Annotated in this window: 7 protein-coding genes and 1 pseudogene; 5 read left to right on the top strand and 3 right to left on the bottom strand. The window is 67.8% G+C overall.

Features of this window, described 5'->3' with window-relative positions; genetic code table 11:
• Window positions 1–153: 153 nt before the first annotated feature.
• Window positions 154–3936 carry a S8 family serine peptidase gene (locus ACIBCU_RS26855; RefSeq protein ID WP_399234597.1) on the bottom strand — a complete coding sequence of 1261 codons (3783 nt, stop codon included), beginning with the start codon at window positions 3934–3936 and terminating at the stop codon, window positions 154–156.
• A 298-nt stretch (window positions 3937–4234) separates the two neighbouring features.
• Window positions 4235–4408 (bottom strand): annotated as a pseudogene (locus tag ACIBCU_RS26850) (helix-turn-helix domain-containing protein); the annotation flags it as partial.
• 762 nt (window positions 4409–5170) lie between these two features.
• On the opposite strand from ACIBCU_RS26850, the gene ACIBCU_RS26845 reads away from it, so the two are divergent.
• Both ACIBCU_RS26845 and ACIBCU_RS26840 read left to right on the top strand, forming a co-directional pair.
• Window positions 5171–7519 (top strand): ATP-binding protein, encoded by a 2349-nt coding sequence (locus tag ACIBCU_RS26845; RefSeq protein WP_399234595.1) that lies wholly within the window; start codon window positions 5171–5173, stop codon window positions 7517–7519.
• Between the two features lie 386 nt (window positions 7520–7905).
• Complete coding sequence (locus ACIBCU_RS26840; RefSeq protein ID WP_362942599.1) at window positions 7906–8259, top strand: UBP-type zinc finger domain-containing protein; 354 nt, start codon at window positions 7906–7908, stop codon at window positions 8257–8259.
• Between the two features lie 641 nt (window positions 8260–8900).
• On the opposite strand, the gene ACIBCU_RS26835 is transcribed toward ACIBCU_RS26840, so the two are convergent.
• On the bottom strand, window positions 8901–9896 hold the full coding sequence (locus ACIBCU_RS26835) for a helix-turn-helix domain-containing protein (RefSeq protein ID WP_399234592.1): 996 nt from the start codon (window positions 9894–9896) through the stop codon (window positions 8901–8903).
• A gap of 845 nt (window positions 9897–10741) precedes the next feature.
• Here ACIBCU_RS26835 and ACIBCU_RS26830 point away from each other — a divergent pair.
• The 3 genes from ACIBCU_RS26830 to ACIBCU_RS26820 form a co-directional block, all read left to right on the top strand.
• Window positions 10742–11167, top strand: coding sequence for an SsgA family sporulation/cell division regulator (locus ACIBCU_RS26830; protein ID WP_362942603.1), 426 nt, complete (start codon window positions 10742–10744; stop codon window positions 11165–11167).
• A 1156-nt stretch (window positions 11168–12323) separates the two neighbouring features.
• Window positions 12324–14615 carry a helix-turn-helix domain-containing protein gene (locus tag ACIBCU_RS26825; protein ID WP_362942605.1) on the top strand — a complete coding sequence of 764 codons (2292 nt, stop codon included), beginning with the start codon at window positions 12324–12326 and terminating at the stop codon, window positions 14613–14615.
• A gap of 514 nt (window positions 14616–15129) precedes the next feature.
• On the top strand, window positions 15130–15461 hold a 332-nt coding region (locus ACIBCU_RS26820; protein ID WP_362942608.1), incomplete at its 3' end, for an alpha/beta hydrolase.

The raw sequence follows: 15461 nt of genomic DNA, 5'->3' as shown, positions 1-15461 counted from the left end.
ACCCGCCCCCCGCCGGGGGGGGCACCCCGCGCAACCCCCCCCTACCGCCCGCACATCTCCATTTTAAAAGCCGTCCGCCGGGGAAATGAGGGAGGGCGGGCGGATGAGCGGCCCCGGGGCCGCTCATCCGCCCGCCCTCCCGTGAGAACCGGGCTACCTGAGGTGGAGAAACGCCCGCTGGACCGTCTGACGTACCGAGTTACCGGCCACGTCCTCGGCGGTGACCCGCACGCTTACCGCGGTGTTGTCGTGAGCTGCCGACGGCCGGGGGACGGTGGCCCGGAAGTTGTTGTGACCGCCGTTCCGGACACCCGCGGGCTGCCATGTCCTGCCGTCGTCGTACGACGTCTCTATGCGGGTCCTGACGCCGCGGGGGGCCGGCAATCCGTCCTGGGCGCGGACCGTGACGACGAAGCCGTACTTCCCGCCCGTCCGGATCGAGTTGTCTGCCGTCACCGGGACCTCGTAGTCGAGCTGCAGCAGATCGAGACTGGATGGAGTGTCCGTGCCGGCGGACCGGAAGGACCAGGAGGTTTCGGTGGCCGTGGCGTATCGCCAGTCCACGGCTTCGCGTCGCGTCGTCAGATCGAGCCGGTATTCCGCGGAGCCGGCCGGTACTTCCACGTCCTGCCAGGCGTCGGTGAGATCATCGGTCCTCTTGCCGTTCCGGTACAGCGTGGCCCTGACGGCGTCCCCGGACTCCTGCGCGGCGGAAGTGCCGACCCCTCCGCCGTCGGGAGCTACCAGGCGTGACCAGTGACCCGCCTGGGAATCGGTGAACTCCGGGATGCGCAGCCGCAGGACGTCGCCCTCCCGGACGGTCGGGGTCGTGGTGCCCGCGGGAATCGATGGCCGGACCACCGCGCCCTGCCATGTTTCCTGCGTACGGGTGCCGGGCCGGTAGTCCCGAGGTGTGTCCCGCATGCCGTGAGCCAGGGGAAGGTCGACGTCGTACACCAAGCGGTGGTGGACAAGGTGCTGCCACGTCGTGTCTCCGGCACTGACGTACTCGGTGCGATGGAAGTTGGTCGGCACGTAACGGGTGTACTGAAGCCACGCGGTGCTCTGGGACGGTCGCCAGCCGAAGCGCTGCTCGACCGCCCAGCCGGGGCCGCCGTTGTCTGCATAAGCGGTCCGGACGATTGCGCTGTTCTCGGCGGAGACGTCGTAGCGGACCTGAGCGGGAATGCGTTGCTTGGACACCTGCATGACGTCGTAGAGGTAGGGGCTGCGGGCCGTGCCCGCGAACTTGAGCTCCGTGGTGCGGTGGGCGATGCGGGCCAGCAGGTCGTTGCCCGCCTGGGTGCCGATGCGGATCGCAGGCAGGGCCCAGCGCTCCCCGTCCGGCGTCCAGCGCGTCCACGCGTTGTCCTCACTGTGCACCAGGACGACGGCCCGGGCGCCGGCCTTCGCGGCCCGCTCGATCGCCGGCACGACGTCGACGCCCTCGTGGTTGGTGAGGAGCGCCACCTTTCCCCGGGCGTGGGACAGACGGGGTGCGCCAACGTCTCCGGCGGCGACGGCCTTGAGGGCGGTCCCGCCTTCGTCCAGCAGCGGAGACGCGGGCATGTAGTAGGCGTCCAGCTTCTCGCCGGAGCCGGGCACGGTCACGTCAAGGAGTGGCGCGACCAGCTGCCAGCGCGAGGAGAACTCGAAGGTGCCGTGCTCGACCTTCGAAGTCGGGCTGACGTAGAGGCGTTTGGCGTTGTCGAAGTACATCGTGCCTTGCAGGGCACTGCGTCCGTCGAGTTCTCGGTACGTCTGGTAGCTGAGCACGCCGCGCTGTTCGGCCGGCTTTGGGGTTCGGATGTCGACCTTGCGGGTGTCCCGGTCGTCCAGCGTGATGACTGTGTCCTTGGTGACGGACACCTCGGGGAGGATCACCTCGCGCAGCTCCTCGCCGTCACTGGCGGTGTCGAGCGAGGTGTGCGAGACCGAGTAGACGCCCTCTTCGACCTCTGTGACGGCAGTGGTGGGATCCGTGTAGGTGACGAAGCCCTCGGTTCCCCAGATCGACGGCAGCGCCTGGACGCGTTTGCCGTCCTTGTCGTAGGTCTTGACCGTGACTTTGTGGATGGGGCCGTGCACGACCAGGCTGAGTGTCGTATGTACCGCTACCGATCCGTCCGCACTGGTGCCCACGACGTATCCGTAGTACTTACCCTGGGGCACCCGCGCCGGGGCGACCGTCAGCGGCACCTCGACCCTCGCGCCAGCCGGTACACGAACGGTCGCGGAGCCAAGCCGGACGGCGTCGGCCGGAACAGGGCGGCCGTCCGACGCCGACCAGTCCGGAGCGAGCGTCAGTGTGACGTCTTCGGCGGAGCTGTTGGCGTACTCGACCCGGGCGGTCTGCGGCACGGTGGCACCGGCCTCGAAGGGTCCGAGGGCGACCGTCCCCGTGGCGGACACCGGGCCCAGGGCGGCGGCGACGTCGATGCGCCCGCCTCCCTGTTCGGTGGTCTTCTGCCCGCTGATCCTGTCGGCCGAGCTGATGAGGGCGTTCTTGAGCGTGGGGCCGCTCCAGTCAGGGTGGCGCTGGGAGAGCAGCGCGGCGGCGCCCGCGACGTGCGGTGTCGCCATCGAGGTGCCGGACGCCGCGACGTACTCCTCATCGACGGGATCACCCATCGTCGTGCCGGCCGCCCGCGCGGCGACGATGCCCACGCCAGGCGCGGTCACGTCGGGCTTGACCGCGTCGTCCCCGAGTCGTGGGCCACGACTGGAGAACGCCGCCGGCGAGTCGTCCCGGTCGACGGCACCCACGGTGAGGGCCGCGTCCGCTGCGCCGGGCGAGCCGACCGTTCGTGCTCCCTGCTCGCCGGAGTTGCCGGCGGCCACGACGAACAGCGTGCCCGTGATGCGGCTCAACTCGTTCAGCGCGAGACTCATCGGATCGGTGCCGTCCGTGATCTGGTCCGAACCAAGGCTCATGTTGACGACCTCGGCACCTTCCGAGGCCGCCCACTCCATGCCGGCGATCACCTGGGACTCGGAGCCGTAGCCGTCGTCGCCGAGCACCTTGCCGATGAGGAGGTCGGCGGCCGGGGCGACTCCTTTACGGCTGCCGCCGGACGCCGCTCCGCTGCCCCCGACAATGGAGGCGACGTGGGTGCCGTGGCCGAAAGCGTCCCCCGTTCCTGAACTGCCGGAGAAGTCCTTGGCCTGTGTGATGCGGCCGACGAGATCCGGGTGCGAGGCGTCCACTCCGGTGTCCAGGACCGCGACCTTCACGCCTTCGCCCCGGTAACCGCCCTCCCAGGCGGCTTGAGCGCCGATCTGCCGCGTGCTGCGGTCCAGGACCGGTCGCACCCGTCCGTCGAGCCACAACCGCGGGGAGGCGGCGACCTCGCTGGCCGTCACCTCGTCGCCGTCCGGGGCGAACCGATTCCAGAACTCGCCGAGATGCTCTTGCCCGACCCGTACCGCTCGGGCATCGATGCTTTCCAGCTCGCGGACCGGGGAGCCGTCGTCGGTGAAAGCGGCGAGGTCCCGGGCTGACGGCCTCTCGGCGCCGGCGGAGCTGCTCACGATCAGGGGCAGAGCATCGGCGTGTGCCTGGTCGTAGTGCTGGGCCACGATGGCCGTCACGTCGAACAAGGTACGGTCGATCCGTCCCGCCGACACCAATTCCGCTGCGTCGGAAGGCAGGACGGTCAGATGACCGTCCTGCTCCACCGTGCGGAATACGATGCCCTGCCGCCCAGGGCCCGGTTCGACACTCGCTGTCTGCCGTCCGCTGCCCGGGACTCTGGTGAGGATCACCTTGTCACCCGTGATCAGGCGCACGGTAGCCGTGTCGGCGGACGTCGTCGTGGTGACTGACCCCGCCGCCGGTTCCGTGGCGCCGGCGATCACCGGGGACACCGATCCGGTGATCAGCGCCAGGCCCACTGATGCCGCTGCCGCCAGGCGGATCCGTCTTCTCACTCCCATGCCTTCCCTCACACGTGATGCGATGTTCATTCGTTCGCCAGAATCAGGCGGCGATCACATCGCTGTCACTCGATTCCGTTGGCACAGGTGCGACATGTCCCAACGGCGACATCTGCGGCGCTCTCAACGAGCGCTCAGCTGACAGGCCCGGACGGGGCGACACCGACTACAAGCTCAGACATGCGGACGAAGCGCCGGCATCGGCTGGGGCCCACAAGGAGGTGTGGCAGGCTCTTGTCGCTGGCTCGTGGCCGCCGGCTTGAGGAGCCGGCGGCCACGCCCGGTCCAGACGCACGATGCGCCACTCGCGGGGTGAGAGACCGTAAGCCTCTCGGAACACCCGGCTGAAGTGGGTGGGATCGGCGAAGCCCCAACGCTCGGCGATCGCCGACACCGTGGGCGCCGTGCGACTCAGCCGGGCCAGTTCGTACGCGCTCTCCTCGAGTCGTCGTCGTTGGATGAACCGGCTGACGTGCGTCCAGCGAATGTGGCGTTGCCCTGAGAGAGAACGGGCGTGGGAACAAGCGCCTTGTCCACTGCCTCACGCCAGTACTCCAGTGTGCGTTTCCCCGGAGCCGAGGCAGTCGTAAGGACCGGGCCTTCCCGACCTGGCAGCCGTCTCGTGCATACGACTCGTCCGTCTCACCACGCAGGACACGGTTCATGGCCACGATTCGTATGTCGACACCGACAACCATCGACGGACGGCAGCACCGAACCCATGGCCGGGCAGAGCTTCGGGCGACAGCCTGCGTCACTCCGCTCCGTCCTGGGTTGCCATCCACGCCATCCGGCACGCATAGGCGTCGGTCTGCCGGCCCAAACGTCAGCTCCGTCCCTTCCCTGCCGGGTGAGCGAGGCCTGGGCGCCGACGGGGAGGCCGAGACCTCCTCGCGGCGACAGGGGGGCGGCGGACTGGTTGATCGAGGGTGCACGGTTCCTTGCCGCGGAGCGCACTGAGGCTCCCTGCAGGGGTGGGTGGTCTCGGTATGATTCCGACATACCGAGTCCGCGCAGGTCCGGGGGTGAGGGTATGACTGCAAGCTGAAGAGGGCTCTGCGTGCCGGCGCGTCTGCTGAGGTGAGTGATCGGACTGGCGGGCAGGCGTCTGAGTCCGGCGTAGTGCGTCTGCAACTCGCACCTACCGGCGGACAGTTCGGGAACGGCGTCTGGCTGACAGGCCGATGTTAAGCGGGTATACGCAGGTCAGGCAGAGGGTGGGGTGCGGTAGAGCATGGTTGGGGAGTCTGTGGCGTCGGGGGGTGAGCCGAATTTCGGTTCCATGCTTCGTGGGCTGCGGGTGGAGGCTTCGCTCACTCTTGAGGGTTTGGCCGAAGCTTCAGGGGTGAGCGTCAGGGCCATCGGTGATCTGGAGCGGGGAAGGCGAGGGGCGCCACGACCGGGTACCGCTGCCGCGCTTGCCGAGGGGTTGAGACTGTCCGACTTCGGGAGGCAAGGCCTGCTCGCTGCGGCCCGCGCGGGCCGCAACGACGGGTACACCCCCGTCGGCGTACAGGCCGTTCCACGAGGAATGCCTGAGTTCGTTGGCAGACGGCGGGAGCTGGCGCGGCTTGTGCGGCTCGCGGAGGAGATGTCCAGCGGCCAGGCGACGGATGGCCTGGGGGCGCAGCCGGTGATCGCGGCTGTTTCCGGGCCGCCGGGCGCAGGCAAGACGACGCTGGCGCTGCACGCAGCCCGTCGACTGGCGGACCACTTCCCTGATGGTCAGGTCGTGGTCGACATGCGGGGGCTGGACACGGAAGCGCCTCATCTGGGCGAACTGATGATCGGTGTGCTGCGAGCTCTGCGGGTTCCTGACAAGGAGCTACTCCGTGTGGGGGCGCAGGGTCACATCGAGTTGTATCGGCAGACTCTGGCGGTGCGGCGTTTCGTGCTCGTGCTCGACAACGCCCGTGACGAGGCGCAGGTGCGTCCGCTGTTGCCTGGTTCCGGCACGGGAATCGTGGTGATCACGAGCCGGCGCATGCTCACCGATCTGGAGGGGGTGCACCGTCTGCCCCTCGATGGGTTCGAGCCGGGCGAGGCCACAGCGCTGCTCAGCACGTTCCTTGACGGAGAACGCGCGTCCACCACTGATATCGGTGAGCTCGAAACGATTGCCAGGTACTGCGGCTATCTGCCTCTCGCACTTCGCCTGGCCGGAAGCTGGCTCGCCGCGCACAGGACGTGGCCCGTGCAGCAGCTGGCAGAGCGGCTCGCCCCCGACGACAGCCGCTTGCAGGCTCTTGACATCGGCGACACGCGCGTCTCCACGGCGTTCGACCTCTCCTACCGGCAGCTCACTGTCGAGGCCGCCCGCATGTTCAGGATGCTTGCCGTGCCCCCGGGCCCGGACGTTTCTACGGCTGGGGCCGCACAGTTGTCCGGGCAGGGTCTGTTCGACACGGAGGACACCCTGGAGGAGCTGGTCGAGACGGGCTTGCTGGGCGTGGCAGGCGACCGGTACCGACTGCACGACCTTCTGCGGCTCTATGCCCGGACGAGGCTGCGCGCTGAGGAGACCGCGGGCGATATCGAATATGCCCGGACCGCTCTGCGTGAGTGGCTGCTACGGACCACGGTGGTGGCCGGCCGGTGTTTCGAGCCTGGCCATGGGGCCCCGTCGCCCACGGCTTCCCAGGGGCATGTCGATCTGTCCTCCGCGGAGAAGGGGCGCGAGTGGCTGCAGGCGGAGGGCGCGAACTGGCTGGCTGCGTATCGCGAGGCCGCGAATGCTGATGATCACGCGGTGGTGGTGGAGGTGGCCGAGTCCCTGCACTGGTTCTCGGACCAGTGGATCTTCTGGGGCCACTGGCCGGAGGTCTTCGCCATCGCCGCCTCCAGCGCGAAGGCCTTGGGCGACACGGTCCAGGAGGCGACCCAGCTCAACTACCTGGCATGGGCGCGCCTCACATGTGAAGGCCGCCACCGCGACAGCCTGGCCCACTCCGCCCAGGCCCTCGCACTGGCGGAACGCGCAGGCGACATCAGCCAACAGGCCTGGGCGTACGTCTACCAGGCGGGGGCTTACCGGAAGATCGGCGAATACGCGACGGCAGCCGACCACTTGTCCGTAGCAAGTCACCTCTTCGCGTCCGCAGGTGACATACAAGGAAGCCTAACCGCCCTGAACGGCATGGGCCAGACCCTTTCGATGTCCGGGCGGACCGAGGAATCCCTGCGTGCTTTTCGAGATGCCCTCGCATTCATTGAAGAAAAAGGTGACCTCCTGGAGATGAATTCCGTTGAAATTTCCCTGGCGGAAGTCTATAGCGGTATGGCGGTGGCATTTGAGAAGTCGGGGGAGCGGGACGAGGCGATCGCCTCCCTGTGGAAGGCGGTAGACCTGTGCAGGAATAACGGAAATGCCGGACTTGAGAGTCGCCACCTCAGTGATCTGGGCACAATGCTGCTAGACATGGGGCGTAGTTCAGAAGCGCGAAAAATCTTCGCCAGTGTTGTCTCCCTTGGGTCCTATGCCGACCCGCAGGTCGTCAGCGAGGCCGCCACGCGCCTCGGCGCCATCGATGCAGTCGCCGTAGAAGTGGATAACCGCATTGCCGACGGTGAGCGGTTCCGGTGAGCGCATGATATGGGCCCGTCCGCTCCGACCGCCGGTGTCGACGTCTGCCCGTACTGCCGTGGTGACCATGCGCTGACCGGCATAAGTGCATGCGCTTCAGAGCAACTCCTGTCCCAGGACGTCCCTAGATTGTCTGTGCACAGGCGAGGCGAAGGCCACGCTGAATCTGTGGGGCCGCCCGCGTTGGAGGACACTTGGTGCGTCGCCGAAAGCTCGGAGGCGATGCCTGCGAAACCGGCGCCCGCGGCGACGATCCTTGGCCAGCACTGTGCGATGCCGTGGAACCCCTCGGCGGTGTGAGGCCAGGCTGCCGGTTCACGGCCCAGCCCCGCGCCGACGAATGGCAAGGCGGCCACGGCCCCCACCCGACGAAACAGGGAGACCCCATGAATACGCCGCACGCGATCGACCCCGAGGCCCTGCCCAGCGGCACAGGCTGCGTCGAGTGCGAGGCCAACGGTACGTGGTGGTTCCACCTGCGCCGTTGCGCGAACTGTGGCCACATCGGCTGCTGTGACGACTCCCCTTCCCAGCACGCGACCGCACACGCGCGGACGAGCGGTCACCCGGTCATCCAGAGCTTCGAACCCGGGGAGAGCTGGTTCTGGGACTACGACACGTCCACCTTGTACGAGAAGGGGCCGCAGTTGGCCCCGCCGAACAGTCACTCCGCCGACCAGCCCGTTCCCGGGCCTGCGGGGCGCGTACCGACCGATTGGGCCGACCGTCTGAGGGGCTGACCCTCCTCCCTCCTCCTTGGGGCGTGGCGCCGGGACGTTCCCCAGTCTGATGCCCTGTTCTTCGGCCGCGCCGGGTTGGGGCACGCTCGTCCGTCAGATCAGCGGTTCGAAGTCGGCAGCCGGCTGACCGAGTGGGGCCGCGAGCTGACGGCCCGGGCGGGCAGGCCGCGTACGTGCTGAGGTCCTGCCGGTGTTGCGTCGTGGCCCTGCTCGCCCGCCACCGCGGCGGCCACATTGCTCTCGCCACCAATTGACCCTGCGACCTTCGGTTCCACGCGGCCAACGCATTTGCCATGCCGGGCGTTGTCAGGGCCGGTTTCTGGCCCTGGTTGCTGCCCGGCCTGGTGATTGCGGGCGTGGGCTGTGGTCCGCTGAACGCCGGGCTGCCGTTGCTGCGGGGGACTCGGTCCCGGCGGCGCGAGGCGGCGACTGGCTCGGGCGCACAGCAGACCTTCCGCTACGCCCGCTTTCGAGCCGGCGTAGCCCTGACGTATTCGCACTCGCGGCGTCGGCCAAGGACATGGCACGGACAAGGCGATGGCGGTGTCGCCAGGCGTGAGGTCGAGGGTGACACCCGACATGTGTCACCCCCCGACGTCACGCCTGCGGAGTCACTGGACCGAATCGCGGGGACGGACCGGTCACCCGCCCGCCTGCTGTTCTTCTGCATGCATCGTCGCGCCGCTCTCCAGGCCCAAGGCACGCCATTCGCGAGGTGAGAGGCCGTAGGCACCCCGGAACACTCGGCTGAAGTGCGCTGGATTGACGAAGCCCCAGCGTTGGGCGACGGCAGACACGGTGGGCATGGTCCGGCTGCGGCGGGCCAGCTCGTGCGCGCACCTCTCCAGCCGACGTCGCTGGATCAGCCGGCCGACGGTGATGCCTTCGTCTTCGAAGAGCCGGTGCAGATAGCGCACCGAGATCCTGTGTGCCCGCGCCACGGACTCCGGCGACAGGTCGGGTTCGCCCAGATGCTGGTCGATGTGTTCGCGGACACGCTGCACGACGTGATCCCGAGTCGTGCCGGCGCCCTCGGCCAACCCTTCGTACCGTTCCGTGACCAGGGTGGAGAAGAGATCGATGAGACCGTTGACCAGCCCGCCCGTCGCAAAGGCCGAGTACCTGTGGGCGGAGGAGACCAGTGTCGTCAGAACAGGTTTCAGGACTGCGGCGCACCCTTGCTCGGTGCCGAACGTGGTACCGATGACGCCGTCGAGCGCCTCGTCCGGCAGGTCCAGCATGCGGCGCGGGATCAGGACCACGTGGGCGGAGAAGCTCTCCGGGCGTTCAAGGAAGTACGGGCGTGAAGTGTCGTAGACGAAGAGGTCACCTTGGTCGGCCGTGACCTGGCGCCCTGCCTGGACAAGTACTGTCCGGCCCGTCACCTGGGCACCGACGGCAACCAGAGGCTCCGGTGACCGCGCGATGTGGGCCTTCGTCCGCCTGATGCGATGGGCGTCGGCTTCGACGGTGGAAACCCGTAGGGTCCCCACGCGATCGGTGACGAGCCGCCCGGTGAACGGTCCCGCGCTGTGCGGCATGACTGTCACGGGCACCAGCTCCCGGGCCACAGCGTTGTGCCAGGAGAGGAGTCTTTGTTCCTCGGGAATCTGTGACGTCAACAGCACCGGGCTCATCCGGCTCCTCTCAACCGCTGCCATGGGCGGAGACTGCCCAGTCGTCACGTGCACGACTGCAAGCACCCCCACGAAGGGAGCCAAGAAGCAGCAGCACGCTGTCCGGTTCTCCGCCTTGACCAGCAAAGCTGCCGATGGCGTCCGACTCCAGGCAGCTAGCAGGCAGAAAGCGTCACTCCGTCGTGAGCGGAGCAGGAGAGTCGGTCCGGAGAGCCGTGCTGCGGACGCAGAGGCGCGCAGGTCGGCTAGACCAATAGCCAGGAACGGTTGGCGACGTGTCGGTTACCCCAAGGGGGCCGGAGCATTCGTACCGTCACCGTCTTGCGATCTGGTCGATCGCTTGAGGGGCATCCATGCGTACACAGAGAACACTCCGTGCTGTACCGACTTCTGTTTGTGAACGAGAGCGCGTTCCCCGGATCGGTCATGTATGCGCGGAGATTCGCAGTGTAGTTGCCTCACCATAGGCCGGTTCATGCACCGCATGCACGAAGTGCTGAGTCGCCGGTCGACGTGCCTGTGCCTGGCCCCAATCCCATACGGAACCGTTGACTCGGTGGCGGAGGAAGAAAATCCGTGGGCGTCGTAAAGACTGGCGCACAGTACTTCCCTGCCGGAGATCTGGGGTCGCGGAGTGAGCGTGCGTGCTCGTCGGCGCACGGTGTGGACGCTGGCGGCATCCGGAGCCGACGTGATCACCACAGTGCCAGACCTGGGCTCGTTGGACGAGTGACCTCCCGTACTCCTAGGAGCAATGGTGGATGCGCTGAGCGACAAGGAGTTGCATGCACATGTTTCTAGGGTGATGCCCAGATGACCACTCAGCTGCTAATTCGGGAGCCCCCATGAGTCAACCGCTCACATCGATCAAGTGCGATGTCACGGCTTTCGTCAGTGTCTTGGAAGACCGGCGGGTGCCCCTGCCCAGCCAACTGCGCTACGACGCGACGGATCCTTATGCCGTCCACCTCTCCTTGGGAGCACCCACGGCCGGACCGGTCGTCTGGGTGTTCGCGCGTGAGTTGCTGGCCGAGGGACTGCGTCGGCCGGCCGGCGTCGGCGACGTGCTGGTCTTTCCTCGGCACCGCTGCCTTCCGGATACCATGCGCATAGTCCTGCGGACCCGCGCCGGTGCCGCGCTGGTCGAGCTCTCGGCGTCCGAAGTCACGCGCTTCTTGCAGAATGCCGGCCAGCTGGTGCCTCCTGGTACGGAAGCCGCGTACGTCGACATCGACAGCGGACTCGCGCAGCTCACGGGCCACAGCGACTGAACTGTCTCGGTCAGAGACGAGGCCTGGCCCGAGGCCGGGCAGGTCTGGGCCGACGTGAGTGGAATTACTGCCGCACCGCAGGCCTGTTCCTGGCGAAGGGACAGCACGGCGGGAGCTTTGCGTGCGAGGCCAGGCACATGTACCGCCGGCAGTGGACAAGCGGACCGCTTCGGAGGCCCCCGAAGTCTCGGAGCCGGGCGGTGATTCGGCTCCGCCCGTCCGTCCGAAGACGGAGGACGAGGATACGGCTGCGGCGATGACCTTCCTCGCCGACCGGCGGCTGTCTCTCCACTCGCCGGGCAGCCGGGGGCGCTTTCCGGTGGCCCATCACGGACTGCCCCTCCAATGCCTCGCCCGCACGGCCGGCTTCGACGTCGCTCTCAATGAAACCCTCAGCTCGATTCCTTCAAGTGGTGGGTTCACAGTCGAGTTCCCGACTCGTTGCCGAAGGACGGACAGGTCAGAGCTCGGAGCGGGCGGCCGCTTGGCGTGAACCGGCCCGTCGCGACCCTTTCCGTCGGCAGGGCCTGGTGACCTCTATGCCTGCTAGAGCCTGTCGCTATGACCTTTTGTGAATCGCGGCGGTACTGGTGGGCCTGCGCTGACGGGCTGAGAGCGGATCATTGACCTGCGATGTCGGCTGAATACGACACTCAACGGCTCCTGGGGCACGGTGAACGAGCCTGGGCTCGGGCCGGTCGGGTGCGGCCTCTCCTCTCCCTTGCCGCATGGTGGTGGCCCCGGCAGAGGGTTGCCCACCGATGCAGTCCAGCCGACAACGGCATCGCCAGCATGCGCTCCTGCTCCCAGGATCCGGCGGTGGTCGGGCCACCGTCTTCCACGGATCGGATCGGTTGGCATCGGCGGTTCGATCCGGTCCCACATCACCTGAATGATCACTAACCGATACGCACCGCGCCAGTGCGCCGATTGTGCGCCCCGAGGCAAGGGTCTGAGCGCTGACAGACATGTCACGCGCTGTGCCGCTGATCACAGGAGGCCCGGAGGACACGGCTTCGCAAAGTCGCGAGAGCTAAAGTTGAGGACGAGGGCGCTGGTGCCTGTCCACGGCGCACTTCGAATCAGCGCTCGCGGTGTCACTGAGATCGTCCTTCGGAGGCCGGGCCACGGCCCGGCTGCGAAGGGAACGGTCAAGGTGAGCGGCGAGGGACAGGAATTCGGAGCGTTGCTGCGACAGCTGCGACTCAACGGGCATCTGACCATCCAGGGCCTTGCTGAGCTGTCGGGAGTGAGCGCTCGGGGCATCGGGGACCTGGAGCGCGGGCGGCGCGCCGACCCTCAACGGCGCACGGTGGCGGCTCTGGCCGACGGCCTGGGCCTGGATGCGGAACAGCGCGACGGCCTGCTTGCGGCGGCACGTATGGGACGCGGCCCCGACTCTGCCGCCATGCCGGTTCGTACTTTTCCCAGACGGACCGACGACTTCGTAGGACGCCTGCCCGAGCTGGCCTCGCTCACGGCACTGGCGGCGGGCGAGGACCCGTCCGCCGGAGGAGCCGGCTCAGGACGCGACGGGTCGGAGCCCGTGGTGATGACGGTGTCCGGTCCACCCGGCATGGGGAAGACGGCGCTGGCTCTGCACGCGGCCCAGAAGCTGGCTCCCCACTTTCCCGACGGCCAGATGGTGCTGGACCTGCGCGGCATGGACGAGGCCCCTGCCGCAGCGACGGAACTCATGCTGAGCGTTCTCAAGGCGTTCCGCGTCGCCGATGGCGAGCTCGTGAAGGCCGGCCCGCAGGGACACGCCGCGCTCTACCAGGACCTCCTCGCCGAGCGGCGTTGCCTGTTGATTTTCGACAACGCTTGCGACGAGGCTCAGGTAGCGCCGTTGCTGCCGGAGCGCGGTCGGAGCATGGTGGTGGTGACCAGTCGGAGGGTGCTCACCGGGTTGCGGAATGTACACCGGCTCTACCTGGGTGAGCTGGCCCAGGACGAGGCCGTAGCTTTTCTCACCGGCGTGATCGGCGAGGAGCGCGCCTCCCAGGAGGCCCCAGCGCTCCGTGAGGTGGCTGACCGGTGTGGTTGCCTTCCTCTTGCCCTGCGGGTCGCCGGGAGCTGGCTGGCGACCCGGACCGGCTGGACGGTACGGCGACTGGCCGATCGGCTCGCCTTGGACGAGCACCGCCTGGACTCGCTGGTCGCGGGAGGCAGGAAGGTATCGGCTGCTTTCGATCTGTCGTACCGGCAGCTCACCCCCGATGCGGCCCGGCTGTTCAGAAGACTGTCCGTCGTACCAGGTCCGGATGCCGGGGTGGCCTGCGCGGCGCAGCTTCTCGGACAGGACCTCCCGTCTGCGGAGGACATCCTCGAAGAGCTGGTCGAGGTTGGCCTGCTCGGCCCCGAAGGTGACCGCTTCCGCCTGCACGATCTCCTGCGCCTGTATGCGAAAGGCCGCCTTGAGGCCGAGGAAGGGCTCGAGGAGACAGAGCGGGTACGGGCCGACCTCTACCGTTGGCTGCTGGAGACCACCATCGTGGCCGGCCGCTGGTTCGAGCCCGGCCACGGGGCACCTCCGGCGCACTGGCGTGGGCTGGTGGACCTGTCCTCCGCCGACCTGGCCCGGCAGTGGCTGCAGACACAGGGGGCCAACTGGCTGGCCGCCCTACGTGCCGCGGCGGAGGCCGGAGAGTACGCGGTGGTGGTGGAGGTGGCTGAGTCCCTTCACTGGTTCTCGGATCAGTGGGTCTTCTGGGGGCATTGGCCCGAGGTGTACGACACGGCCGCCCGGAGTGCCGAACTCCTGGGCGACGAGGTCATGCGAGCCACCCATCTCAACTACTACGCCTGGGCCCTCATCGTGTGCGAGAGCCGCCCTGAGGCTGGTCTGCCCGTGGCCGCTCAGGCGCTGGCGGTGGCGCACGGGGCGAGCGATGTACTGCAACAGGCGTGGGCGCACTATTACCAGGGGTGGGCCAACCGGAGCATGGAGCGATTCGCGGAGGCAGCCGAACAGTACGGCCGTGCCACGCCGCTTTTTGCCTCGACGGGCGATCTCCACGGCAGTCTGTGGGCCCGGCACGGTTGCTGCAGCACCCTCTTGTCGCAGGGCGAGGGCGCCGCGGCTCTCGATGCCTATCAGCAGACTCTGACGGCGCTGGAGGAAGCCGGCGATCGTATCGAACCGCATATCGCCGCGGCGGCACGCATCAGCATCGAATCCGGGATCGGTAGAAGTTACGCGCTGCTGGAGAAGTGGGACGACGCTGTTGCGCACATCCAGGACGCAGTGCGCCTCTGTGACGCTCTCGGCAACCTCTCGCTGCGCAGCATCCACCTCCTCTACTTGGGAGAGGCCCTTTTGTCCCAGGGCCGTGAAGAGGAGGCTCATGAGGCCTTCCGAGCATGTGTCGCTCTCGGCTCCGACGCGGACCCGGTACGTCTCGACGAGGCGCGCGCCCGGCTCGCCCGTCTCACCGCCGTGGCATGAGGGCGGTTCTGTTCCCTGACCGTATTCGGTGTGTTCCGAGACCGCACCGTAGGCGCTCGCCCCCGCGGAGCAGGCGCTCACGCCTCCATGGCGGGAGTGCAGAAGCCGCCTCCGGACAGGGCAGGGAGCGCCACGCTGACGGCCTGAAGGTTCGACCAGCCGGAGATCCGTAAGCGGAATCGGGAACTCGTCCTCCGCGGTCAGTATGCGCATCTCTTGCGGCGCCGAGTGGCGGACCTTGCCGCGCTCCACTCCTCCGGGAGAGCAGGGCGGCAGCACCGTCCTCCGACCCGAGGGAGCTATGGCGAACGGGGCGCGGAGAGAACAGAGAGCATGCACGCCCGGGCAAGCAGAGCGCAGGATCGCGTACAGACTCAGGTCAGTGTGCTCGATCCGCCGCGGACGAGGCTGCGGCGCCGTACTGCCGTTTCCCTGCGTAGCCGGCTGACGGACGCCGCCCTCTCCGCCCCGACCGAGCCGCATCCCGGTTCCGAGCCCTTACCGAAGGATCGTCATGTCCCGTTCTGAGAAGCCGACCGTTGTTCTGGTGCATGGTGCGTTCGCGGATGCGTCCAGTTATTCCGCTGTTGTTCCCGAGTTGTTGAAGCGGGGGCTGAGGGTTGTTGCTCCGGCTGTTCCCAATCGCAGTCTGATCGGGGATGCGGCGTATGTGGCTTCGGTGGTTCGTCAGATCGATGGTCCGGTGGTGCTGGTGGGTCACTCCTACGGTGGCGCCGTGATCACGGTGGCCGGTGTGGAGGACAACGTCGAGGCGCTGGTCTACCTGTCGGGCTATGCCCTTGAGGTGGGCGAGAGTCTGGGTGAGCTGCAGGGGCGGTTCCCGGA

The sequence above is a fragment of the Streptomyces sp. NPDC051064 genome (genome assembly GCF_044455985.1).
In the GTDB taxonomy this organism is placed as follows: Bacteria; Actinomycetota; Actinomycetes; order Streptomycetales; family Streptomycetaceae; genus Streptomyces.
Note: the sequence above shows the minus strand (reverse complement) of the source record. Positions and strands in the feature narration are given on the sequence as shown.

What these genes read in the sequence shown, in the direction of transcription:
- ACIBCU_RS26855 (WP_399234597.1), bottom strand. Translation starts at nt 3,936, where the DNA reads ATGGGAGTGAGAAGACGGATCCGCCTGGCGGCAGCGGCATCAGTGGGC.
- ACIBCU_RS26845 (WP_399234595.1), top strand. Translation starts at nt 5,171, where the DNA reads ATGGTTGGGGAGTCTGTGGCGTCGGGGGGTGAGCCGAATTTCGGTTCC.
- ACIBCU_RS26840 (WP_362942599.1), top strand. Translation starts at nt 7,906, where the DNA reads ATGAATACGCCGCACGCGATCGACCCCGAGGCCCTGCCCAGCGGCACA.
- ACIBCU_RS26835 (WP_399234592.1), bottom strand. Translation starts at nt 9,896, where the DNA reads ATGAGCCCGGTGCTGTTGACGTCACAGATTCCCGAGGAACAAAGACTC.
- ACIBCU_RS26830 (WP_362942603.1), top strand. Translation starts at nt 10,742, where the DNA reads ATGAGTCAACCGCTCACATCGATCAAGTGCGATGTCACGGCTTTCGTC.